The 23,043-nt window shown below is 65.9% G+C and carries 20 protein-coding genes and 1 tRNA gene; 12 read left to right on the plus strand and 9 right to left on the minus strand.

Annotation, left to right across the window (positions count from 1 at the left end; genetic code table 11):
- Positions 1-728: LamG domain-containing protein (locus VKP62_04085; protein MEB3196363.1), on the plus strand; the 728-nt coding region annotated here is incomplete at its 5' end.
- A 153-nt stretch (positions 729-881) separates the two neighbouring features.
- Here the strand turns inward: VKP62_04085 and VKP62_04090 are convergent.
- Positions 882-954: transfer RNA gene (locus tag VKP62_04090), tRNA-Lys, on the minus strand.
- Positions 955-1,379: 425 nt separating this feature from the next.
- On the opposite strand from VKP62_04090, the gene VKP62_04095 reads away from it, so the two are divergent.
- The 4 genes from VKP62_04095 (at position 1,380) to VKP62_04110 (ending at position 6,478) form a co-directional block, all read left to right on the plus strand.
- Positions 1,380-1,628, plus strand: coding sequence for a hypothetical protein (locus tag VKP62_04095; GenBank protein MEB3196364.1), 249 nt, complete (start codon positions 1,380-1,382; stop codon positions 1,626-1,628).
- Positions 1,629-1,892: 264 nt separating this feature from the next.
- Positions 1,893-3,395, plus strand: a complete 1,503-nt coding sequence (gene gatA, locus VKP62_04100) for an Asp-tRNA(Asn)/Glu-tRNA(Gln) amidotransferase subunit GatA (protein MEB3196365.1) — start codon at positions 1,893-1,895, stop codon at positions 3,393-3,395.
- On the plus strand, positions 3,392-4,876 hold the full coding sequence (gatB, locus tag VKP62_04105) for an Asp-tRNA(Asn)/Glu-tRNA(Gln) amidotransferase subunit GatB (GenBank protein MEB3196366.1): 1,485 nt from the start codon (positions 3,392-3,394) through the stop codon (positions 4,874-4,876). The genes gatA and gatB overlap by 4 nt, the downstream gene beginning before the upstream one ends.
- 237 nt (positions 4,877-5,113) lie before the next feature.
- Positions 5,114-6,478 carry a glycosyltransferase gene (locus VKP62_04110; protein ID MEB3196367.1) on the plus strand — a complete coding sequence of 455 codons (1,365 nt, stop codon included), beginning with the start codon at positions 5,114-5,116 and terminating at the stop codon, positions 6,476-6,478.
- Positions 6,479-6,507: 29 nt separating this feature from the next.
- Here VKP62_04110 and rnd read toward each other — a convergent pair whose 3' ends face one another.
- The gene (gene rnd / locus VKP62_04115; GenBank protein MEB3196368.1) at positions 6,508-7,719 is read right to left on the minus strand and encodes a ribonuclease D; all 1,212 of its coding nucleotides are present in this window, start codon (positions 7,717-7,719) and stop codon (positions 6,508-6,510) included.
- A gap of 105 nt (positions 7,720-7,824) precedes the next feature.
- Between rnd and VKP62_04120 the strand changes: the two genes are divergently transcribed.
- Entirely contained in the window at positions 7,825-9,528 is a 1,704-nt protein-coding gene (locus tag VKP62_04120) for a M3 family oligoendopeptidase (protein MEB3196369.1), read from the plus strand.
- A 144-nt stretch (positions 9,529-9,672) separates the two neighbouring features.
- Here VKP62_04120 and VKP62_04125 read toward each other — a convergent pair whose 3' ends face one another.
- Positions 9,673-10,593 carry an endonuclease gene (locus VKP62_04125; GenBank protein MEB3196370.1) on the minus strand — a complete coding sequence of 307 codons (921 nt, stop codon included), beginning with the start codon at positions 10,591-10,593 and terminating at the stop codon, positions 9,673-9,675.
- A gap of 211 nt (positions 10,594-10,804) precedes the next feature.
- Between VKP62_04125 and crcB the strand changes: the two genes are divergently transcribed.
- Entirely contained in the window at positions 10,805-11,230 is a 426-nt protein-coding gene (gene crcB / locus VKP62_04130) for a fluoride efflux transporter CrcB (GenBank protein MEB3196371.1), read from the plus strand.
- An 18-nt stretch (positions 11,231-11,248) separates the two neighbouring features.
- Here crcB and VKP62_04135 read toward each other — a convergent pair whose 3' ends face one another.
- Positions 11,249-11,782 (minus strand): NifU family protein, encoded by a 534-nt coding sequence (locus tag VKP62_04135; protein MEB3196372.1) that lies wholly within the window; start codon positions 11,780-11,782, stop codon positions 11,249-11,251.
- A 130-nt stretch (positions 11,783-11,912) separates the two neighbouring features.
- Complete coding sequence (locus VKP62_04140) at positions 11,913-13,010, minus strand: IMP dehydrogenase (protein ID MEB3196373.1); 1,098 nt, start codon at positions 13,008-13,010, stop codon at positions 11,913-11,915.
- A 241-nt stretch (positions 13,011-13,251) separates the two neighbouring features.
- On the opposite strand from VKP62_04140, the gene VKP62_04145 reads away from it, so the two are divergent.
- The 4 genes from VKP62_04145 to VKP62_04160 all read left to right on the plus strand — a co-directional run bounded on the left by VKP62_04145 (position 13,252) and on the right by VKP62_04160 (position 16,932).
- A complete protein-coding gene (locus VKP62_04145; protein MEB3196374.1) occupies positions 13,252-14,034 on the plus strand; it encodes a hypothetical protein in 783 nt (260 codons plus the stop codon).
- A 285-nt stretch (positions 14,035-14,319) separates the two neighbouring features.
- Positions 14,320-15,057, plus strand: a complete 738-nt coding sequence (locus VKP62_04150; GenBank protein MEB3196375.1) for an alpha/beta hydrolase-fold protein — start codon at positions 14,320-14,322, stop codon at positions 15,055-15,057.
- Positions 15,058-15,126: 69 nt separating this feature from the next.
- On the plus strand, positions 15,127-15,585 hold the full coding sequence (locus VKP62_04155; protein ID MEB3196376.1) for an HNH endonuclease: 459 nt from the start codon (positions 15,127-15,129) through the stop codon (positions 15,583-15,585).
- 159 nt (positions 15,586-15,744) lie between these two features.
- Positions 15,745-16,932, plus strand: a complete 1,188-nt coding sequence (locus tag VKP62_04160; GenBank protein ID MEB3196377.1) for an ATP-grasp domain-containing protein — start codon at positions 15,745-15,747, stop codon at positions 16,930-16,932.
- Between the two features lie 89 nt (positions 16,933-17,021).
- On the opposite strand, the gene VKP62_04165 is transcribed toward VKP62_04160, so the two are convergent.
- Both VKP62_04165 and VKP62_04170 read right to left on the minus strand, forming a co-directional pair.
- Positions 17,022-18,869 (minus strand): hypothetical protein, encoded by a 1,848-nt coding sequence (locus VKP62_04165; GenBank protein MEB3196378.1) that lies wholly within the window; start codon positions 18,867-18,869, stop codon positions 17,022-17,024.
- Between the two features lie 59 nt (positions 18,870-18,928).
- Entirely contained in the window at positions 18,929-19,459 is a 531-nt protein-coding gene (locus tag VKP62_04170) for a hypothetical protein (GenBank protein ID MEB3196379.1), read from the minus strand.
- Between the two features lie 116 nt (positions 19,460-19,575).
- On the opposite strand from VKP62_04170, the gene VKP62_04175 reads away from it, so the two are divergent.
- On the plus strand, positions 19,576-19,974 hold the full coding sequence (locus tag VKP62_04175) for a helix-turn-helix transcriptional regulator (GenBank protein MEB3196380.1): 399 nt from the start codon (positions 19,576-19,578) through the stop codon (positions 19,972-19,974).
- A 28-nt stretch (positions 19,975-20,002) separates the two neighbouring features.
- Here VKP62_04175 and VKP62_04180 read toward each other — a convergent pair whose 3' ends face one another.
- Both VKP62_04180 and VKP62_04185 read right to left on the minus strand, forming a co-directional pair.
- Complete coding sequence (locus VKP62_04180; GenBank protein ID MEB3196381.1) at positions 20,003-21,781, minus strand: M3 family metallopeptidase; 1,779 nt, start codon at positions 21,779-21,781, stop codon at positions 20,003-20,005.
- A 136-nt stretch (positions 21,782-21,917) separates the two neighbouring features.
- Positions 21,918-23,000 carry a class I fructose-bisphosphate aldolase gene (locus tag VKP62_04185; protein ID MEB3196382.1) on the minus strand — a complete coding sequence of 361 codons (1,083 nt, stop codon included), beginning with the start codon at positions 22,998-23,000 and terminating at the stop codon, positions 21,918-21,920.
- Positions 23,001-23,043: the final 43 nt, after the last annotated feature.

The raw sequence follows: 23,043 nt of genomic DNA on the forward strand, positions 1-23,043 counted from the left end.
TCCGGCTGCTGGCGATCGTCAACCGACTCGACCTGCGCTCCACGGGCAATGCCGGCGAAGGTCGTTTCATCTTCGGCGTGGTCGATAGTCTGGGCCAGCCGCTGGCGTTCACGGTGATCCTTGAATATGGCGTTCCGCTGGCGCGTGTGGGCTCGGTCCAGGCGTGGGCCTCGCGCTGGCACAAGCTCGCCGCCCTGCCCTTGGGCAGTCCGGCCTACAACCAGGCCCTTCAGGACATCACCGACACCTTCAGCGCAGCCGGCGCCAATCCGGCCAAGCCCAATGGCAGCGCGCTCAACCAGCTTCGCACCAATGAGCTGGCGATCGGTTCAAGCTGGGAACTGCGGGAGTTCCAGATCTCCAGACAGAGTGGGCTGCTGGCCCAGGTGACGGTCAAGCAGACGCCCAAGCAAGCCCTGAACAACTCCAAGGAACTGGCCAGCTTCCTGAAAGCCAACGCCGCCGCGGTCCTGGCAGGCAGGCACGTGGTCCCGCCGGCCATGCTGGCGGCCGGCAACCAGGCGACCTTCGACTGGCAGGCCCCGGGGGTGGATGAGAAGGTGCGCAAGGCCTTTGCCGTCGCGACCTGCAACGGCTGCCACACCACCGATGCCTTCTTTCTGCACGTCGGGACCCGGCAACGAGGCCAGGCCGCACCCTTGTCGGACTTCGTGACCCGGACGGAGCTGCCGGCGCGGGCCCGTGACCTGGCCAAGCTGCTGCGGTAGCCCGCGAGCCGTCGTCCTCGCAGGTGGCTCGCCCGTCGAGCCCGGAAGGCCCCGGCGGTCCTGTCCCGGTGCCGGCGATGCAGCTCCCGCGCGTTCCATCAAACGAAGAAGCGGCCCCCTCACCGGGGCCGCTTGAGGTTTGAGTCGATAAGGTGGGCGCGCTGGGAATCGAACCCAGGACACGCGGATTAAAAGTCCGCTGCTCTACCAACTGAGCTACGCGCCCGACATCTCAGCAGCAGGCCGGAAAGGCCGCGTGAGGTTCCAGACTATACCGCACGGCGCCACCGGGCGACAAGAGACGGGGCTCACCTGCTGCGGGCGAAATGACGGCGGCGGTCCTGCGGCCAGGGGCCGCTGGCCAACGGGTGTGCAGGCTGCCCAGTTCCGGGGTCTTCGCTTGTGCAAAGGGGCTGAAATCCCCCGATCGCCAAACGAGATATCCACTTGTTTGATTTCTCTGCCCCACTGCTTCTGCTAGCGTCGTCCCTAACAGGGCAACACGCTTCAATGCGGCAATTCATCCAGCCTTTGGAACGGCAAGCGAAGCCGGCGCCGAGACCGGGGAGCGGGAAGGCGGCCGCAAGTGGCGAACAGGAGGGGAGACCCATGGTTGGAAACAGACCCGGTCCCGCAAAGGGAGACCCCCGGATGGTCGAGGCGGGTCGTCGCGGAGGCCAGACGGTAAAGGAAGAACGAGGGCGAGAATTCTTCCAGCAGATCGGTCAGAAGGGTGGTCAGGCCACCAAGGACAAGTACGGACCGGAATTCTTCTCGCAGATCGGTCGCAAAGGCGGCGAGTCAGTCAAACGCGAACGCGGTGTGGAGTTCTATTCGTCGATCGGGCGGAAGGGCGGCTCCTCCTCGCGCGCCGGCAAGGGACGCAAGAAAACCCCTTGACCGCGCCAGGCGCGGGACCGTGCGATTTCGGCAGGCCTCGGCGCTGTGAGGTCTGGCGGACCAGCCAGCACGTGAGCCGCCTGCCTGCCGGATGCACACCGGCCAACGGGGAGCCTCGCTCAGCGGGGCTCCCCGACGTTTGACGGGCTTCCGCGGAGATCGCTACAATCCAGCGTTCCGACGGGCCTGCGCAAGCGGCGTTCGGGAACTTCCCCCGGGTTGATTGAAACCGATTCGTTGCCGCCGTTCGGGAAAGGCTCCCTCGTGACTGACCTGCCCAGCTTGGACGCCCTCACCTGTTCCCGCCGCCTCGCCGAAGGCGAATGCACGGCGCAGGATCTGGTGCAGGCCTGCTGGCAACGCATCCAGGCAACCGACGGAGCGGTGCGCGCCTTCCTGCATCACACGCCGGAGCAAGCCCTCCAGGCCGCAGAGGGCGTCGATCGCCGTCGTCGCGCGGGTGAAGCGCTCTCACCGCTGGCCGGTGTGCCGCTGGCCATCAAGGACAACATCGTGACCGCCGGGGTCCGCACCACGGCTGCCAGCCGCTTGCTCGAGCACTGGGTGCCCCCCTATGACGCCACCGTGTCCGCCAAGCTGGCGAGTCTGGGCCTGCCGAGCCTGGGCAAGCTCAACATGGATGAATTTGCGATGGGGTCGTCTTGCGAAAATTCGGCGTTCGGCGCCACGCGCAACCCGTGGGACCTCAGCCGCGTCCCGGGCGGCTCATCCGGCGGCTCGGCGGCTGCCGTGGCCGCCGGACAGGTTCCCTGGGCCCTCGGCACCGATACCGGCGGTTCGATCCGTCAGCCAGCCTCCTTCTGTGGCCTGGTGGGCATGAAGCCGACCTACGGTCGGGTGTCACGCTACGGCCTGATCGCGTTTGCCTCCAGCCTCGACCAGATTGGCCCGCTGACGCGCACGGTGCGGGACAACGCCCTGCTGCTGGAGGCGATCGCCGGCCACGACCCGCGCGACGCCACCTCGCTGAACGTGCCCCCCCCGGACCTGTGCAGTGGACTGGAAACACCCGTCAAAGGGTTGCGCGTCGGCGTGATCGACGACCTGATGGGCGACGGAATTGCCCCTGAGGTCCGTCAGTCCGTGGAACAGGCACTGGAGGTCCTGGCTTCACTGGGGGCTGAAGTGGGACGGGTCACGCTGCCCCACACCCACATTGCCCTGCCGACCTACTACGTGATCGCGACGGCTGAGGCCAGCTCCAACCTGGCGCGCTACGACGGGGTGCGCTATGGCAGCCGGTCCGAGGACAGCCAAGACCTGAACGCCCTGTACACGGGCACGCGCGCGCTGTTCGGGGCGGAGGTCAAGCGCCGGATCATGCTGGGAACCTACGCCCTGGCCGCCGGTTACTACGAGGCGTACTACAAGAAGGCCTTGCAGCTCCGCACCCTGATCGTGCGCGACTATGCCGAGGCGTTCGCACGCTTCGACGTGCTGATCAGCCCCACCACCCCCACCACCGCCTTCAAGCTGGGGGAGAAGGTGGACGACCCGCTGGCGATGTACCTGGCCGACCTCGCCACCATCCCGGTCAATCTGGCCGGCCTGCCCGCTCTGTCGCTGCCTTGTGGCGCCGACCGAGCGGGCCTGCCGATCGGTTTGCAGATGATCGGACGCTCCCTCGACGAGGCCACGCTCTATCGCCTGGCCTATGCCTACGAACAAGCCACGGACCACCATCGGCGGCGCCCCCCCGAAGCCCCGCTGCTCGCCGGCCACGGCGTGGAACTGCAAAGGAGATGAGGCCCGTGTCCCCGCGTTATGAGGCCGTGATCGGACTGGAAGTCCACGCCGAGCTGCTGACCGAAACCAAGATCTTCTGTGCCTGCCGTGCCGAATTCGGCGCCTCGCCGAACCAGCATGTGTGTCCTGTTTGCAGCGGCATGCCGGGCGCGTTGCCGGTGCTGAACGAGAAGGTGCTGACCTACGCGATGATGGCGGGCTGCGCGCTCAACTGTCGGATCGCCGAACGCAGCAAGTTCGATCGCAAGAACTACTTTTATCCAGACCTGCCCAAGGCCTATCAGATCTCTCAATTCGATGAGCCAATCTGCGCGGGCGGCTGGCTGGACGTCCCGCTGGGCGAGGAAACCCGACGAATCGGCATCACCCGAATCCACATGGAGGAAGATGCCGGCAAGCTCGTCCATCAGGGAGCCGCGGGGCTGGCGGGTTCCACCCACTCGCTGCTGGACCTGAATCGGGCAGGCGTGCCCCTGCTGGAAATCGTCTCCGAGCCGGAGATGCACACCCCGGAGGAGGCCAAGGCCTACATCCAGGAGTTGCGCGCCATTCTCGTTTACCTGGGGATCAACGACGGCCGTCTGGAGCAGGGCTCGTTGCGCTGCGACGCCAACGTCTCGATCCGCCCCGTGGGGACCAGCGCCCTGGGGACCAAGACCGAAATCAAAAACATGAACTCGTTCACGGCCATCGAACGGGCCATTCGCTACGAGATTCAGCGTCAGATCGATGCCCTCGACTTCGGGGAGCCGATCGTTCAGGAAACGCGACTCTGGAATGACGAGCGTCAGGAGACGGTCCGCATGCGGGTCAAGGAAGGGTCGTCGGACTACCGCTATTTCCCCGACCCGGACCTCGTGCCGATGGTGATTCCCAGCGCGCGCGTCAGCGAATTGGCCGCGCAATTGCCGGAACTGCCCGCGGCCAAGCGGACCCGCTATCAGGAAGCGCTGGGGCTATCGCGCTACGACGCGGCCGTGCTGGTGGCGGACCGTGATCTGGCCGCCTTTTTCGATGCGGCGATCGCCCTGTCGGGAGAGCAGGCCGCGCTGCGCGCCAAATCGCTGGCAAACTGGCTGATTGGCGACATCACGGCCAGCTTGAACGCCCAGAAACGGCAACTGAGCGACACGCGTCTGACGCCGCCGCAACTGGTGGAATTGCTGGCGTTGATCGAATCCGATGTGATCTCCGGAAAAATTGCGAAGTCGCTGCTCGACGAGATGATGGCCAATGGCCTGGCGCCACGCGAGTTGGTGGCCCAGCGTGGCCTGAGCCAGATCAGTGACACGGGAGCGCTGGCCGAGGCCATTCAAGCGGTGCTGCAGGCAAACCCTGGCCAGGTCCAGGAATACCGCGCAGGCAAGACCAAGGTGCTGGGATTCCTGGTGGGGCAGGTCATGCGGGCCACCCAGGGACGCGCCAAGCCGGACGCGGTCAACCGCCTGCTGGTGACCGCCCTCGAAGCCACCGACCCCTGACGCCAGGCCTTCCTTCCCTCGGATCGGCCGCGGGGCCCAGCGGCCGCCATGCCGATGGTTTTCTTCGAAAGAAGTCTGAAACCGCCATCTCCCGATGCTCGCGGGCAGAAAGTCGCGGGCACCAGGTTAAGCCGGGTTTAAATCATGCCGAAAAACATGATACACTCAGGGGGTTTTCATCTGTTCGCCTTGGCTCTTCCCGGACCAACCTCCGAATCGCAGAAAGTACGCAGTCCGATGCCTGCTCCGAGCGCCTCGCCCGCTGTTCGCTCCCTGGTCGCCATCCCCCTGGTCGCCTTCGCCGCGATCGGTGCGCTGGGGTTCTGGTTTCACAGCTATGCCCCCTTGCAGCTGAGCACCCTGTTACCGGTCGTTTACGGCCTCGTGGTGTTCAGCCTCGGCGCGTGGTTCTATGGACGCCCAGCCGAGGCGGAAGCCGCCCTGGCGATCGACGACAGCGAACTGCCGCTGGTCAGCGTGCTGATTCCGGCCCACAACGAAGAGGCCGTCATCGCCAACACGCTGGAGCACGTGCTGCGTCTCGACTACCCGCGCTTCGAAGTGCTGGTGATCGATGATCACAGCCACGATCGCACCTCGGAAGTGGTCAGCCAGTTTCCAGGGGTGCTGCTGGTACAGCGCAGAAATCTGCCGAATCGCGGCAAGTCCGAGGCGCTCAACGCCGGGCTGGAATTCGCCAGTGGCGCAGTCATCTGCGTTTTTGACGCGGACACCGAGATGGCGCCGGACTTTCTGCGCAAGGCAGTGGCACCGCTGATGAACGACCCGACGGTTTGTGGGGTCCAGGCGCAGGTGCGCATCTACAATCGCCGCGAAAACCTGCTGGCCCATTGCCAGGACGACGAATTCGCCCTGTTCAATGAAATCCTCCAGACCGGCCGCACGCGCCTCGGCCTCGCCGCGGCGCTCGGCGGCAATGGTCAGCTGACCCGTCGCTCGGCGGTGGAAGCGGTGGGGGGCTGGAATCCTGGCTCCCTCACCGAGGACCTGGATCTGACCATGCGCCTGCTGCTGGCGGGCTGTGGCCGGATTTATCACGTCACCGAGGCGGTGGTCTGGCAGGAAGGCGTGACGACGATGTCGGGCTTGATTCGCCAACGGCAACGCTGGGCGGAGGGCATGTTGCGCAGCTATGCCGATTATGTCGCCGCAACCGTGAAAAGCCCTCAGCTGACCCTCGGGATGCGGGCGGACGCGGTCTACGTGCTGCTCTCCTGCTTTTTCCCGCTGATGACCGTGCTGGGGTTGATGTTCCAGCTGGCCTCCTATGTGCCAGGCGCCATCACCCACGCGCTGCCTTACCACTTCGGCGACGCGCTCTCGTTCGTGATCATCGGCTTCTCGGTGGTGTGGTCGCTGACCATCTCCTGGAAACGGGAACGTCGTCTGGATGTGTTGCCTGGTCTGCGGTACCTGGTCTACCTGCTGCACTGGGTGCCGGCCCTGATGGTGGCCGTGCGCAATGTGTTGACGGACCGCAAGGTCGTATGGGCCAAGACCGAGCACCGCGGTCACGTGGGCGCGTTTGCCCCGCGCCCCAGCCTGCCCAGCCCGCCCGTTCCGGTCCGCCAGGAAGCCTGAGCTCGGCCGTTGGGGTCAGCCGCTGCCGTCTAGGCTTTCGCCACCGGCTCCAGGCACAGATGCTTGGCTCGGGGATCCCAGCGGGCCGACAACTCACCCGTCAGAATGCCGATCAGGGTCTGGCCCACCAGTTCCCCGCGCCAGCCATTGAGCATGGGCAGGCTCCCCAGTTGTCCCTTGCGATGGGCCTCCACCAGCCGCTGGAGGTCGGCGACCGTGCCGACCAGGGTGGCCGATACGAGCTTTTCCGCCGCAATCACGTGCAGCACGGCATTCAGCAGCGAGGCCAGCGCAGCCTCGGCTTCGTCGAGCTGAGGCCCTGACACGTCAGGCGTCGGGCAAGCCTCCGGCGGCACCGCCTTGCCACGCTTGATGACGGCCAGCAGGGCGTCGGTGTGGCGCTCGAGATCGCGAGGATGCAGGCCGCGAATGGCCCGCAGCTGATGGGGCGCATTCGGCGCGCGCCGGGCCATCTCGACCAGGTATTCATCCCGCATCACCGAACCTCGCGGCCGGTTGCGACGAGCCGCTTCCTGCTCCCGCCAGATCGCCAGTTCTCGGAGCACCGCGAGCCCCCGCCGGTCGAGCGAACTCCAGCCCTTGATGCGGTAGAACAGCGTTTGCTGGTCTGCCCGGGTTTGCAGGTTGCGCTCGACGTGGCAACGAACCCGCTCACATTCCTCGAGCGCCCACGCCTCGCGCCCGAGCCCCTGCAATTCACGGCGCTCGGCTTCGTAGAGAGGGATCAGGAAACGCACGTCCTCGAGCGCATAATGCAGCTGCTCGGGCGTCAGCGGACGCTGCGACCAGTCCGTCAACGTCTCTCCCTTGGTGGGCTTCTTACCGAGCATGTTTTCCACCACGGCCTGATAGCCCAGCCGACCGGAATAGCCAAAAAGCCCCGTGACGAGTTGCGTGTCCCAGATCGGCCCCGGCACCACCCCGGTCAGCAGCTGCAGCATCTCCAGGTCCTGATCGGCCGCATGCAGCACCTTCAGAATGCTCGGATCGGTCAACAGCGCGACCAAGGGATCGTCGGGCATCCGGCCAATGGCGCGATAGTCGACGGCCGCCACCGTGCCATCGGGGGTGGCCACCTGGACCAGCTCCAAGCTCGGCACATAGCTCTGCTCTCGGATGAACTCGGTGTCGACGGCCAGAATCGGGTGGCCGGTGAGTTTCTCGCACAGGGCCGCCAGCGCCTCGGGGGTGTCGATGAAGGTCTCGACCACAGGGGCCATCGGGAGGTCCCTCCGCAGGGCAACAAGCCGGAACAAGCGGCCTAATGATACCAGCGAGACCTGGGAAATGGTAGGCTAAAAACCGCGCCAAGGAGAAGTTGCCCCATGTGCCCAGTTGCCAGCCTGCGAGCCCCCCTTCCATTGAGCCAGGAGGAGGTGCGCGCGCGCTTTCTGGCCTTGGAAGACCAGCTGCCGTCGAGCCAGGCCCCGGTGGGGGACTGGGAGGCCTGGTACTGGCAATGGAACGAAGCCAAGCTCCAGTTACAGGGCGAGGCGAGTCGACGCTATTTCCGGGAATGTCAGGACACTCGCGACGAAGCAGCCAAGGAAGCGTGGCGTGCCCTGCGCGAGGAGATCCTGCCGATCGCCGAAGAGATCAACGGCCGCCTGCGCAAGGCGTTTCTCGGGGCTGAATGTCGCGCTGAACTGGAATCGTCGCTGGGGGGCGCGCTGTTCCAGCGTCTGAGTCTGGAAGATGCGGGCTTCACGCCCGAGAACATCCCGCTCGGCGTGCAGGAACAAGGCCTGGTGGCGCAGTACGATCAGCTGCTGGGCGGGGCGCAACTTCCCCTGGAGACGGGCAGCGTGACGCTGGTGAAGGCCCAGTCCTTGCTGGCGGCTGAAGAGCCTGAGCAGCGGCAGGCCGCCTGGCGCGGGATCGGACAGTTCTTCGATGAGCACGGTGCCAGCATCCACGGCATTCTTGACGGCCTGGTGCAGCTGCGGCATCAACAGGCCCGCAATCTGGGAGAAGACGACTTTCTCGCCCTGGGCTACCGTCGCATGGGGCGCACCGAATACGGTCCCGCCGAAGTGGCCCGGTTCCGCGAGGCCATCCGGGATCACGTGGTGCCGTTGACCCGGCAATTGAGGGCGGTGCAGGCCAGAGACTTGGGGCTGAACGGGCCCTGCGTGCCGGGTGCTGACATGATGTACTTTCCAAACGCCACGCTGGGCGACCAGGCTGCCCCCGTGGAGGAACAAATTGCGCGTGCCGACGCATTGTTTGGTCGACTCCACCCGCAATTTCTGGCCCACTGGCGCCGCATGACGGAGGAGGGTCTGATCGATCTGGAAAATCGTCCCGGCAAGAAACCGGGGGCGTTCGCCATGAGTCTGGATGACGAGCGTCGGGCGGTGATCTTCTGCAACAGCACCGGCCGTGATGCGGACATCTCCACCCTGACGCACGAAATGGGCCACGCCGTGCAGGCCTGGGAAAGCATGTGGGTGCGTTCTCTGGAACTGCGGACGCCTACCATGGATGCCGCTGAAGTGCACAGCTTCGGCATGGAGTATCTGGCCCTGCATGAAATCGAGAGCTTCTTCGCGCCAGCGGACGCGGCCAGGTTCCGTCGGATGCGCCTGATGACCACGCTGGTGCGCCTCCCCTACATGGCCGCCGTCGACGCCTTCCAACACGCGCTGTACGAGCGCCCTGGCATGACCCCAGCGGAACGTGAGGCCGTCTGGGCTGACCTGTGGGACACCTTCATGGCCGGCATCGATGTCCAGGACTGCCCGGCGCAGCGCCAGTACCGCTGGATGAGGCAAGCGCACATCTTCGCCTCGCCCTTCTACTATATCGACTACGCCCTCGCGGAGGTTGCCGCACTCCAGATCTGGCAACGCGCCCAACACGACCGGGCAGGGGCCACCGACGCGTATCTGACCATCTGCCGACTCGGTGGGACGACGTCCTTGCTGGGAATGCTGGAGGCTGGCGGACTGCGCTCCCCCTTCGACCCGAGCGTGCTGCCGGAACTGATCGGGGCGATCGCCCGGGAAGTGGGTCTCAACGACGCCTGAGGGGCCCCCGGTTCAACACGCGGCCGCCAGGGGGGGTGTCCTCCACGACGCGAGGGGTCGGGCCGGTTCAACGTGAGGCGCCTCGCAGCGTGACTCCACGTGCACAGAGTGCCATCCTCGACGGGCGGGCCTGTGGGGCTCCGTTCAGGGCTGCGGTGCCCCAGGGAAGGCCAGCCCTGCTTCCAGCTGACGTCCCGGAGACAGGAAGTGTCCGATTCGCTGGACGTATTCCGGGTGATCGATGAACGGGTTGCGGTTGCCCTGCAAGCGGGCGATCGCCTCGTTTCGCGCCTTTTCCTTGGGCGAGACAGGATCGATGAAGTGCCAGCGCCAGAGCGTCGCGAATTCGCCGCGGAAGTTGTCGAGCTTCACGCCGTCGGTCAGACGCGCGCCGAACCCGTAGCGCACATAGAAATACAGCATGGCGCGGGCGGCGTCGCCCTTGTGGTCATCCCGCGGTTCGAACACGACCGTGCCATCGGCCAGCGTCCCCACCCGGCTGTTGAGCGCGTCGCCCAGGTAATTCGGCAAGGTCTCGGTCACCTGTTCCGGCACGCCCAGACGGTGGCGGTTACGCTGAGAGTTCGTGTCGGCGTCGGCAGGAAACAGATGGTGAAGATCGCTGCGAGCAGGCTCAGCCTGTGCCCCCAGGCTTTGCGGCCAGGTGTGCTCGGCATTCAAGCCCCGGTGAAAGGCCGACACGCGGTCGCGCACTCCCTTGCCCGTGCGACCACAATAGACGTCCACCACGGTGTCGCGCCCACCGATGTCATCCAGCGTCGCGAACATGACATCGCGGGCGCGGTCATACCCCAGCACCACGTGGCGAGCGCGAACCAGACTCGACAGCGCGCGCATCAGCGCCATGCCCCGCAAAGACTCGCACCCCGCATAGGGGTCTGCGACCTGCGCCTGCACGCCGGTGGAGCGCGGCAGCAGCTCCGCGCCAGGCCGCGGGCCCCCACAGGCCGACAGCGCGAACAGCAAGGTCGCCGCCAGCGTCATCCCGCGCATCATCGCGCGAGCGGGCAGCCCAGAGGAAAAACGACGAACCACCTGAGGCACGAGACGATCTCCCGAACAGGAGGGGGGCCTGGTGAAATTAACGTTCGGTTATATTTTCATTATATCCACGAGAAGCCCAGCTGTCATCCCGCGTTGATCGCGGCCGAGCCCCGGCGTGCCGTCGGAGCAGCGCTGGCGCCGCGTCACGCGCTCCAGGGCGGGCGTGACGGCTCTCACCGCGACGGGTCAGGCCGTCGGCCACGATCCGCGCATGCCCAACCCTGCGCCCTTGCCCCTCACCTTGCTCTGGCTGGCCCTCGGTGGCAGCCTGGGGACGTGGGCCCGCTTCGGCCTGGGCACCCTGGTCGCTCAGGCGGCGATCGCCCGTGGCTGGCCACCCATCCTGGGCGTGCCCCTCGGGACCTGGCTGGTCAACCTGGCCGGTTGCCTGACGCTTGGCCTGGTCGCCGCCCTCGCGGTCGGACGCCCTGCCTGGGTGGGCCCCGAGGCCCGACTGGTGCTGGCCGTGGGGTTCTGCGGGGCGTTCACGACCTTCTCCACCTTTGGCCTGGAGACCGTGACCCTGCTGGAGCAGGGCCGCTGGGCGGCGGCAAGCTGGTATGTGCTGGGGTCCAATGCCGGCGGCCTGGCGGCCGTGGCGGGCGGCCTGGCGATCGGACGGGCGCTCTCGAATTGAGCGCTGAGGCCTGCCCGGTCAGGCAGCCACGACCGTCAGCCGCTCGTCCACCTCGGCCTGCAGCAGATTCTGGATGGCCATCAAGGTGCCGGAAACCGAACTGGGACAGGAGCCGCAAGCCCCCTGGTAGCGAATCGTGAGGGTCAGCTCGTCGAAGCTGACCACGTCGAGCCCGCCGCCATCACCCGCCAGGGCCGGGCGAATCTGGGCGTCGATGACCTCGTGGATGCGGTCCAGCAAGGCATCGCCCGTGGCGGCGCCGCGGGCCGCCGCGCTGGGAGCGAGGCCTTCGGCCGTTGTCTCGATCACGCGGGCGATCGCCGGGGCCAGCGAGCCCCAGTCGGCTTCAGGCGACTTGTTGACCGTGACGAAGCCCGGCATGTAGAACACGGAGTGAACCCGGCCAAGGGCGAACAGGGAGGTGGCCAGGCGATCGCCGTCCGCCGCGCTGGGGGTGTCAAAGCTGCGCGAACCGCCCTCGATCAGGCGACCATCCACGTTGAACTTCATCGCGTGGGGGTTCGGGGTGGGTTCGAAATTCAAAACTTTCATCGTCAAGACCTCCGTGGTGCGGGCATTCTAGCATATTCCAGACCAAACCTGTCCAAATACAGGCTTGGTCCGGCGGCTGCGGCCGTCCTCACCGCTGGCAGCGCCATTCAAATTCGCAGCACCGACGCCTTCAGGCGCGCTCGACGTCGAGCGGTGCCCCGGTCGGCGACAGCGCCAGCGCGTGGGGCTGGCTTTCCCGCATGGAAGCCGGTGAGATACGGACCATCTCGATCGTCTGGTCGTGCAGGTCCGCGATCGAGCCCGAGTTGCAATAACTCAGGCCCGAACGAATCCCGCCTTCCAGTTGCCGAAGCAGGGGCGCCACCGGTCCCTTGTAGGGAATCAGGGTCGAGATCCCCTCCGGCGTGCGGTCTGCCCCCACCACCTGCATCGCACCCGAAGAGGCCATCCCGCGATACACCTTGAACGCCTTGCCGTGTTCCGTCACCACCTCGCCGGGGGCCTCATCGGTGCCCGCAAACAGGCTGCCAATCATGACGCTGTCGGCCCCCGCCACGAGGGCCTTGACGATGTCTCCACTGTTGCGAATGCCGCCGTCGGCGATCAGGGTCGGGGCGGTGGCGACGCGCGGGCGGGCCTTGCGGCGCTCGACATCCCACCAGCGGTTGATCGCCGCCCGGCATTTGAGAATCGCCGTGAGTTGCGGATAGCCGCAGCCCGTCACGATGCGCGTCGTACAGACGGCGCCCGGCCCGACTCCGACCTTGAGTGCGTGTGCCCCCGCCTCCAGCAGGTCCCAGGCCGCCTCGGCGGTGGCGACGTTGCCCGCGATCACCCACAGCCGGGGATGGCGTTCGCGAATGGTGGCAATCATCTCCATGACCCGATCGTGATGACCGTGTGCCACGTCGATCAGCACCCCATCGAGTTCGGCCACCAGCGGAATCTTGTCGAGGTCGGAAAGCTTCACGCCCAGGGCCAGAATGCGCGGGGCAGGGGCGTGCGCCACCATGTCGGCGTGACGCTGCGGATCGGGGATGAAGCGGTGGATGATTCCCAGGCCGCCGCGCGCGCGCAGGGCTTGCGCCATCGCCAACTCGGTGACGGTGTCCATGTTGGCGCTGACGATCGGGAGCTCCAGCGTCAGATCGCCCACCAGGCGCGTTTTCAGCGACACCTCCGCGCGGGAGAAGACCGAAGACCGTTTGGGGACGATCAGGACATCGTCGAAGGTCAGACCGGTCTGTTCGATGAATTTGACACCCATGGTTCACGCGCCTCATGCGGGGTTCGTCGGGACCCCCGCATGGTAATGGCGAGGCCCGCGGCTGGCAATCAAGCCGGGCTGGGCGATTTCGGAACCCCTCGCCGGGGCAGAACGGATCACCAAAACTTAACGTAAGTCCATCAACCGCTGCGGCCATAAACTAGTATACAAGTTTGGTATACAAGCCAAGGGTCACCAAGCTTGTGGTGTTGGACGTTGGATTGTGTGAGGAGGTTTTTCCATGTTCAAGTCGATGCGCGTCGTCTCCCTGGCCTGGATCGCTGCCAGCTTGCTGGCGGGCTGCGGACGGATGGATGGACTGGCCGGTGCGCCGTCTCCGGTTGCGTTGCCAGCTGCAGCTCCCGCTGAGCTGAGCCAGGCAACCTATGCGCTGCAGAGTTCCCCGGCGACGGTCCTGTTTCATGACGACTTCGATTACGCCACCCAGGCCAGCCTGGACAGCATCTGGGCCAGTTCATCGGACTTCAAGGGCGTGCTCCCGATGATTCACCCCGCGCCGACCGCCCACCAGCTGGTCAAGCCCGGCCTCGGAGGCAGCCTGCAGGCCGTGGCCGCCGGGCGGGATGGCAAGGCCTACAGCGCCAACCGCTTCATGCTGGAACTGCGGAAGCCCCTCGCGGTGTCCCGAGGCTTTGAAGGGAGCAAGCGGACCCTGTCCTTCCAGTACGCCCGGCTGGTGAGTGAAGGGCCCAAGCCGAGCGGCAAGCCGGGGTTTGAAGTCCTTCACCCCACGGCCCCCCTGCAGGTGCAGATCAGCTATCTCAACAGCAAGCCCAACACCTGGAAAACGCTATGGGATTCGCGTGAGGAGGTTCTCCCGATGAGCTATCCCGGGCCAAAAGAAATGGAGGCACAGGTGGCACTGCCGACCAGCAGCTTGCGGCTCCGCTTCGTGACGCTGGCCGGCAAAAAGGGGCAAATGAGCCCCCGCATCGACAACGTGGTCGTGGCCGTGGACCTGCCCGGCCCGATCACGGGGGGCATTGTCACGAAGGTGAAGTGAAGCGCCCGCCCCCATCGAATCCGCAGCGGACTTCGCCCCCACGGGCGCTCAAGCTGAAGGCCCCCGAACGCATGGATTCGGGGGCCCTTGGCCTGTGGTTGAGGGGGTGCGTTGGCGCGGCCAGGCCAAGCGACCCCTCCGCGCTAAATTTCCCGAAAAACCCCAGATCTGGGCGGGGACAAGCTTTATTAAACCTGCTTTAATATTTGAATAAAGCCGCGCCAGCGCGCGCGCGCAGGCCCTGAGTCCGGCCCGCCGGCCGACCGCGTTTCGAGGATCCGCCCCATGCCCATCAAAAAGGAAGTCCACCATTGGTACAGCCACCGCATCGGTGGCAACATGCCGATTGCCGTCTACGGCCACTACGGCTTTCCGCTCCTGATGTTCCCCACGGCTGCCGCCGACTTCGAGGAATACGAGCGCTTTCACCTGATCTCCGTCATGCGGCCATGGATCGAGGCGGGCAAGGTCAAGGTCTACTCGATCGACAGCGTCAACTCGCACACCTGGATGAACACGCGGATTCATCCGGCCGAGCGGGCCCGCAAGCATGAGTTCTATGATGCCTACGTCTGCAAGGAAGTCGTTCCCTTCATCTGGAACCATCAGGGCCACCGGGGCGGCATCATCACCACCGGCGCCAGCATGGGTGCCTACCACGCGATGAACTTCCTGCTCCGTCACCCGGACCTGTTCGACGGCACCATCGCCATGAGCGGTGCTTACGACCTGAGCCCCTGGACCGACGGCTACATGGACGAGGCGGTCTACTTCAACTCGCCGATGGCCTACATGCCGAACCTGCACGATCCCTGGTACATCGAGCAGCTGCGCGCCAAGAAGCACATCCACATCCTGACGGGCCAGGGGGCCTACGAAGCGCCCGGTCAGTCCGCCCGCATGGCGCGCGACCTGTGGGCCAAGGGCATCCCCGCCAACCTCGATATGTGGGGTCACGACATGCGCCACGACTGGCCGACCTGGCGCGCCATGATGCCGCTCTACCTCGAGCACGCGTTCTGAACCGCGCCGCCTGCGGCCTGGCCCCCTGCTTCCTGCAGGGGGCCTTTTTGACTTGAGCCCTTCCCGCCGGTGACTTATCCTGACGGCATGACGATCGAGTGGGATGATGAGCCGGACATGCAAATGTGCCGGGTCTGCCGCGAGGAAAAGTTCCTGACGGACTTTCAGGCCGACGGCAAGGGAGGGCGCCGCCCCGAGTGTCGCACCTGCTGCAACCTCCAACGCGTGACCTGGGCGCACTCGACGCCCGAGCGCCATGCGCGGGCCCTGAAGCTTCGCAAAGACTACGTCGAACGTCGCAAGGCGGCCGAGGGCGCTCACACCGAGGCCGAGTGGCAAAGCCGTGTCGCGCAATACGGGGGCCGCTGCGCCTACTGCGGGCGGGCGGACCGGGCACTCGTGCGCGAGCACGTCGTGCCCCTGATTGCCGGCGGGACCGACGACATCGCGAATATCGTCCCCGCCTGCCAGCCTTGCAACGCGCGAAAATACAGCCGGACAGACATGGTGCCGATGGCCCCCCCCTGAGCAGCACAAGCCTGATCGCCCCTGTCCTCGGGCCGATCGGGGCTCTTTCCCATGCGACGCCCTTGCCCGTACAATGTGACGGTCCTCACAGGCGGGCTCGCCTGCCGCTGCGATCCGCCGCGCGTGCGTTTGACCCCCCACTCAGAACAGGAGCGCCCCTTGTCCGAACAGAAGCCCCTGAACATCCTCTGCATCGCCGGATCGCTGCTGGGCCGGCCGTTCATGTACGAAGCCAAGAAGCTCGGCCACAACATCTACGTCCTGACGGGCGAGAAGGTCCTGAAGGAGCCCTGGCCGCGTGAGATCATCAGCGACATCTTCGCGGTGCCCAATTTGTTCGATGAGAAGGTCGTTCGCAACGCCATCAGCTACATCGCGCGCGACATCAAATTTGATCGGATTGTGCCGATGGGCGACTGGGAGATGGAAGTGGCCGCCTTCCTGCGCGAGCATTTCCGCTCGCCGGGCATGGGCGAAACCACCATGCGCTACTTCCGTGACAAGCTCGCCATGCGGATGAAGGCCAAGGAAGACGGCGTGCCGGTGCCTGAATTCACCTCGCTGTTCAACTGGCGGGAAATTCACGAGTACCTCGACCGCGTGCCGGCGCCCTGGATCATCAAGCCGCGCCAGGAAGCCGCCTCGATGGGCATCACCAAGATCAACACGCGCGAGGAGCTCTGGCCCGTCCTCGACAAGCTCGGCGACAAGATGTCGCTGACCTTGCTGGAGAAATACACCCCCGGTGACGTCTACCATGTCGATTCGGTCGTTCAGGAACATGAGGTCGTCTACGCCTCCTGCTCGCGCTACGGTACGCCGATGCTCGACCTCAACAAGACCGGCGGGATGTTCACGACGCGTCAGCTCAAGCGCGGCTCCGAAGATGAAACCGCGCTGCAAGCCATCAACCGCGACGTGATCAAGACGCTCAACCTGAAGCGCGGTGTGACCCACATCGAGTACATCAAGAGCCGCGAGGACGGCAAGTTCTACTTCCTGGAAGCCGGCGCGCGCGTGGGGGCGGCTCGTATTCCAGACGTGATCTTCCACGGTCAGGACATCTGCCTGTGGTGGGAATGGGCCCGCATCGAAATCGCCCAGGGGCCGGCCAAGCTCGACACGCCGAGCGACGGCTACGCCGGGGCGATCATCACGCTGGCCAACCGGGAAAATCCGGACCTGAGCGCCTACACCGACCCGGAAATCTGCTACCGCCAGGCCCGCAAGTGGCACGCGGGGCTGATCGTGAAGTCGCCCAGCCAGGAACGGGTGGAGGAACTGCTCACGCAGTACGCCCAACGCTTCGCGCGTGACTTCACGGTGCACGTGCCGCTCAACGCCTGAGCCCAAGCACCAGCCGAGCCGCCGTCCTGAACCAAGGGCGGCGGCTTCGCCTTGTCAGGGAACGGTTGTCCCCACTTTCATCGCAACCGTCAGAACGAAGCCGCCGGGGGATTGGCCACGCCACTGTCGCGAACCGTCACGGCCGAGAGGTGGGTGTCATTCCAGTTCCTGCCCGCCGGGCTCGCCGCTCGGAAGATATTGTAGACCGGCCCGGCGGCGGGCCACGTCGGCTCACCGGCCGCATTGGTCCCCAGGGAGATGCCGGAGGGATCCGTGACGGCCGCCAGCCCGGTCGCGAACAGCATGGCCTGCAATTTGGTCTCCTTCAGCTCGGGTTGATTGAAGTAAAAGATGGCCCGGCTATGGTCCGCATTCCAGCGCACCGCTTGGGGGCCATTGTTCGAACCGCCCAGCCCGAAGCGGAAGCGCACGGTATCTCCCGGCGCCAGGTCGGCAGGGACGCCATCCGTCGCCCCCAAGGCCTGATCGAGCCAGCTGAAGGGCGTGCCTGCCGCTGATGTGACGGGCAACAGGTAAAGCGCCTTCTCCAACGATGAGAAGCTCTGGGGCATCGGTTCGCTCAGGATCACCTGGCAGGCCAAGGTCGTGCCGGCGGGCATCTTGGGGTCCGTCACGCTGGCGACCGACACAATCTCCGGGCGGTTGGAGATGAAGTATGCCGACGACGCATCCTGGGGAGCCGAGGCCGCGGTGCCAAAATTCATCGTCCCCTCGCTGCGCCCGGGAGGGGGCTGCGTGTTGGTCGCGCGGGAGCGTGCCGTCCAACCGGCCTTGAGCGTGGCGATCTGCACCTGGATGCCCGCCGGCACGTTGGGAAACAGGTACAAACCCTGCTGAGTGGTGGTCGAAGCGTCGAAAGCCACCGACGCATCCAGGGAGCGAATGCCCACCTGTGCCCCATCGACGGGCTGCCCGGCTTCATCGAACACCGTGCCGCGCAACAGCACTTGCTGCGCCGTGGGCACCGGGGCGGCAGAGGCGGTTGTCCTCGGCGCGAGCGTCGGAGTGGCCGTCGGGGTGGCCCCCGCAGGCGCCCCCGTTTCACTGGCGACGGGGGCGGAGATTGGCGCCGGCGTTTTGTCCGCTCCAGGAGGCGCGCTCACCTGCGTGGCGGAAGCCGGACCGTCCTGCAAGGCGGTCACGGTGGCCTGCAGGTCCGACAGGGCCCGACGAAGTTCCGACAGCTGGTCTCTCAGTTCCGCAACCTCCTCGCTCAACTGCTTCATCAAGCCACGAACCGCCGCCGGGTCACTGAAGTCGGGAAGCGACTCCGGGTTCAAGCGCGCGGCGGTGGCCTCCGTCGCGCGCTGAAACTGAACGGGATTGAGATCTCCCAGTTCGCCACGGGGCAAGCCTTCCACCAGGTGCCCGGTCACCAGCGTGCTCGCGGGATCGATCTGGGTGGTGGCGCCAACCTCCCCAACCCGAACGAGGCTGCGAAAGGCCGCCGTCTTGCCGGTGGCGGTGGGAACTTCGGCCGCCACGAGAAAGGTCAAGCCAGAGGGAACACGGGGCAAACGGAAACGGCCGTCCGCGTCGGTCTTGACCGCCGGGACGTCGGGAATCGGCTGTCCCGAGGCGTCGGAGAGAAATACCCGCGCGCCCTCCACCGCCACCGTCTCGACCGCCAGCAAGCGAAACGGGGCGCGCAGGGCAGCCCGAAACAAGGTCCCACGGTCGCTGATGATGCCGGCACTGCGGTCACTGATCAGGCGAACGCCCGCGGCGACGGCCATTTGCCGCGGGACCAGCAACTTACCCTCCACCGGTACCGCCGTCCCACTGAGAGCCCCCTTGCCGGCCTTGGCAGAACGGCTGGCCGACTTGGAGACCGGGTCCACCACCGGGGAAGGGGGGGCCTGGCACGCCACCAGGGAACCCAGCAGCAGCGCGAGTGAGCAGCTTCCAAGACGCATCCCATTCATCCCTTGTGTCCCCAGGGGCCGCTCTCCACATACCGCGTCGCGTCGCCGATTTAACGCCCCGTTGAATCGGGCGACGGGTCGAGGTCAAACGGGGGGAGGGACCCCTGGCTGCCCCTCAGGGGAGTCAAAGGGGGCAACCCCAGACCAAGCTCACCGTGGGCGAGGGCCCCCAGCGCGGCCTGAAGCGAATTGGCCGCATCAGCGGGGCGAGGCAGGCGGGAGGGCCCGAGCAGGTGAATGCTGAGACCGTGCTCGGCGATCGCCGCGCGCGCCCAATCCTCGCAAGACTCCGACACGGTCAGCACCAGCAGCCAGCCCGATGCACCAGGCGACGCCAGATGCTGGGCGCTCAGCTCGGCCCAGCGGGACAAGAGGCTGGCTTCCGGCGCCACCAGCACCTCCAGCAGAAACAGCTGGACCCCGGCGCGCCCCTGACGTCGCAAGACCAGGTCTGGGCGATGCCCGCCCGGGGTGAGGGGCAATTCGTGCGTCGACACGCGCTCCCAATCAGACCAATCCGAACGGGCCGGCCGAAGCGTATCGCCCAGTCGTCTGAAAAGCCCCAGCACCGTCTGCCACATTCTGCATCCCTTTGCCCACAAACCACCGCCCGGGCAACCCCAGAAGCGGGAGACAGGCCATGTTACCAAAACAACCCAGGCAAGCACGTAAAATTTGACTGGGAGGTCCGTGGTCAATGGAGACGTTCGGCAGCTACATCCGCCGTGCCAGACTGGCACGTGGCTGGTCGCTAGACGAAGCCGCCCGCAGGATCGGCATCTCCAAGTCCAGGCTGCGCGAGCTGGAGTCGGGCGTCAGTCTGAAAAGCGGCAAGCCCACCCATCCGACAGCCGGCAATGTGGCAGCCGTTGCGCGCGGAATGGGGATCGACCAGGATCACCTGGCGGGCATGGCCGGCCTGGGCTTTCGGATCGTCCCGGCAGATATGGCTGAATCCGCCTTGCTGGCGCGGTTCCGGGCGCTAGCGCCGGACGTTCGCCCGGTGGCCCTGCGCGTCCTGGAGGCGCTGATCGAGGCGCCTCCCATCCAGGCGCAGGCCGCCGAGGCGCCGCAGCCGCCCTACGGCCAACGCTGAACCTGGCGGACAGCGCTTCGCGCAGCCCTCACAGCGAGGCTTCGAATTCGTCGATCAGGGCCTCGACCGCTTTGAGCCCGCTCTGCCAGAAGCTCATATCGTGCACGTCCACCTGGATCCGCCGCAACAGATCCGCGATGCCGGGGGCCAAGCCAGCTTCGAGCAAGCCCACGAAGTCGTCGGCAAACTTCGGTCCCTCCTCCCGCCAGCGCTGCCGCAGGGCGTAGACCAGGGTCAGGCCGAAGGTGTAGTTGATGCAATAGAACGGCATGCCGACGGCGTGCTGATGGGACATCCAGCCCAGTGACACCCAGTCCGGCAGATGCACGTCAGGCCCGAACAGGGCCCGGCGTTCGGCCATCCAGGCGGAGCCGATCGCCTCGGCGGTCAGCGGGGCCTGACGGCGACGCGCGTGGATTTTCTGCTCCCAGCGCGTCAGCGCCGCCTGCAAGAACAGCGTCCCGACGGTGGTGTCCAGCCAGGCCCCCAGCAAGGTGCGCCGGGTGGCGGCGTTGGGGGCCTCGGCCACCAAGCGTTCGAAGGTGAGCAATTCGCCCAGCGTGGAGGGCGTCTCGTTGAAAAGGTTGACGCGCAGGTTCATGTAGCGGTCGTGGTCGGCCGTGATGCGGTAATGCACCCCGTGGCCGAGTTCGTGCGCCAGCGTCAGGACGTCCCGAATGCGATTGGTGTAGCTCATCAACACATACGGATGCCGCCCGGGGCTCGACCACGAACAAAAGGCGCCCGACCACTTCCCGGGCGTGGGGGCCGCGTCCACGTAACCCTGGAAAAACTGGTCAATCAGACGACCGACGCGCGGATGGAAGGCCGTGTAGGTGTCGTGGACGACGCGGCGGGCCTCGTCGAAGCTAAAGTGCATGGGCTCGTCCGCCACCGGCGCGTTGATGTCCCAATGCGAGAAGTCCTCGATGCCCAGGGCACGTGCCTTCAAACGCATGTAGCGATGCACGAGGTCGTAGCGCGACTCCACGGCCGACAGCAAGGATTCCACGGCGGGCGCGTCCAGGTCTTCATCCCGCAGCATGTCCGCATAGGGCAGTTCGAAGCCACGCAGGTCCGCATTGACCCGGCTGTCTTCGAGCACCGCGTTGAACACCGCGGTGATCACGTGCTTGCTGTCACTCAGGGCCGTCATCGACGCCTGGGCAGCGCTGCGACGAAGCGCGCGATCCGCGCTCGTGCCCATGCGATGCGCCTCCGCCGCCGTGACCCGCTTGATCTCTCCCTCGGTTTCGACCGGGATGCTCAACGACGACACCATCGTGTTGTACAGCTGCCGCCAGGCCTGGACGCCCGAGCGATCCTTGCGGGCGATCACCCGTTCAATTTCGTGAGACAGGGCGTGCGGGGCGTGGCGCCGCAGGCGCCGCAGGTGGTCCCGCCAGGGCGCCAGTTCCGGAGCGCCACACAGGGCCTCGAAGGCCGATTCGGGCAGATGTTGCAGCTCGTGGCTGAAGAAGGTCGTGTCACCGCGAATGGAGGCGGCTTCTCCCTGCAGCTTGGAATCCAGGGACTGGGCCGGCACCGAGCGCGTGTCCAGGCAGTAAGAGAGGAAGCCGTAATCGGACAGGTCGCTCAGGCCGCTGCCGATCGCGTCGTACGTCTCGAATGCCGCGCGCAACTCGGCAGGGGCGAGGGCATGCAGCCGCCCCAGGTACTGCGCGCGGAAGGCCTTGACCTGCTCGCGCACCGTGGCCAGATCCGCGTCGATGCGTGGATCATCCGGCCCGGTGTAGTAAGGGGTCAGATCCCAACTTGAGAGGTCATCTCGCGGCGCGACGGACATGCGGAACTCCTTGGCCCCAGGCGGCAGCCTGAGCACCTGCCACCTTGAACCCCGCCACAAGGGATGTCTAACCAGGGAAGAGGGCCTGGTGCGGCCGGCCACAGCGACCAGCCGCACCAGGCCCCCTGGTCTCACGTCAGGCGATCGTGACTTCGCTGCTGCAATACACGTCCTGGACGGCGTGCAGCAGTTTGACCCCATCCTCGAAAGGCTTCTGGAAGGCCCGACGCCCCAGGATCAGGCCCATGCCGCCGGCCCGCTTGTTGATGATGGCCGTCCGCACCGCTTCCGCCAGGTCGGTCTCCCCCGAGGAGGCGCCGCCGCTGTTGATGAGGCCGGCCCGCCCCATGTAGCAATTGGCGACCTGGTAGCGCGTCATGTCGATCGGATGGGCCGTCGAGAGCTCGGTGTAGACGCGCTTGTCGGTCTTGCCGAAGTTGATGGCCTCGTATCCTGCCGCGTGATTGTCCGGCATCTTCTGCTTGATGATGTCGGCCTTGAGCGTCGAACCGAGGTGGCAGGCCTGCGAACTGAGGTCCATGGCCGTGTGGTAGTCGATCCCGTCTTTCTTGAAGGCATTGTTTCGCGTGTAGCACCACAGAATGGTCGCCATCCCGAGTTCGTGGGCGCGCGCAAAGGCCTCGGCGACTTCGACGATCTGACGGCGCGACTCGGCGGAACCGAAATAGATGGTCGCGCCAACCGCTGCGGCGCCCATCTCGTAGGCGTCCTCCACCGTCCCGAACATGACCTGGTCGTAGGTGTTGGGGTAGGACAGGAACTCGTTGTGGTTGATCTTCACCACGAAGGGAATCTTGTGCGCATACTTGCGAGACAGCGAGGAGAGCACGCCGAAGGTCGACGCCACGGCGTTGCAGCCACCTTCATAGGCCAGCCGGATGATGTTTTCGGGATCGAAATAGATCGGGTTCTTGGCGAAGGAGGCCCCGGCGGAGTGTTCGATGCCCTGGTCGACCGGAAAGATCGACAGATAGCCGGTCCCGGCCAAGCGCCCGGTGCCGAACAAGCGCTGCAGGTTGTTGATGACCGGTTGCGGGCGGTCGGAATGCAGGAAGACGCGGTCGACAAAGTCAGGCCCGGGCAATTGCAGCATGGCGCTCGGAATCTTGGTGGCCTCGTACGTCAGCAGGTCGTGCGCCTCGTTACCGAGGAGCTCTTCGATCCAGTCGATCGTGCGCTTGTCCGTGTTGATGCTCATGCTGCCTCCTGGTCCATCGAACGGCGTCAGACGGGCCTTTTCA

It is taken from the genome of Candidatus Sericytochromatia bacterium (assembly GCA_035285325.1).
Taxonomy (GTDB): Bacteria; Cyanobacteriota; Sericytochromatia; order S15B-MN24; family JAQBPE01; genus JAYKJB01.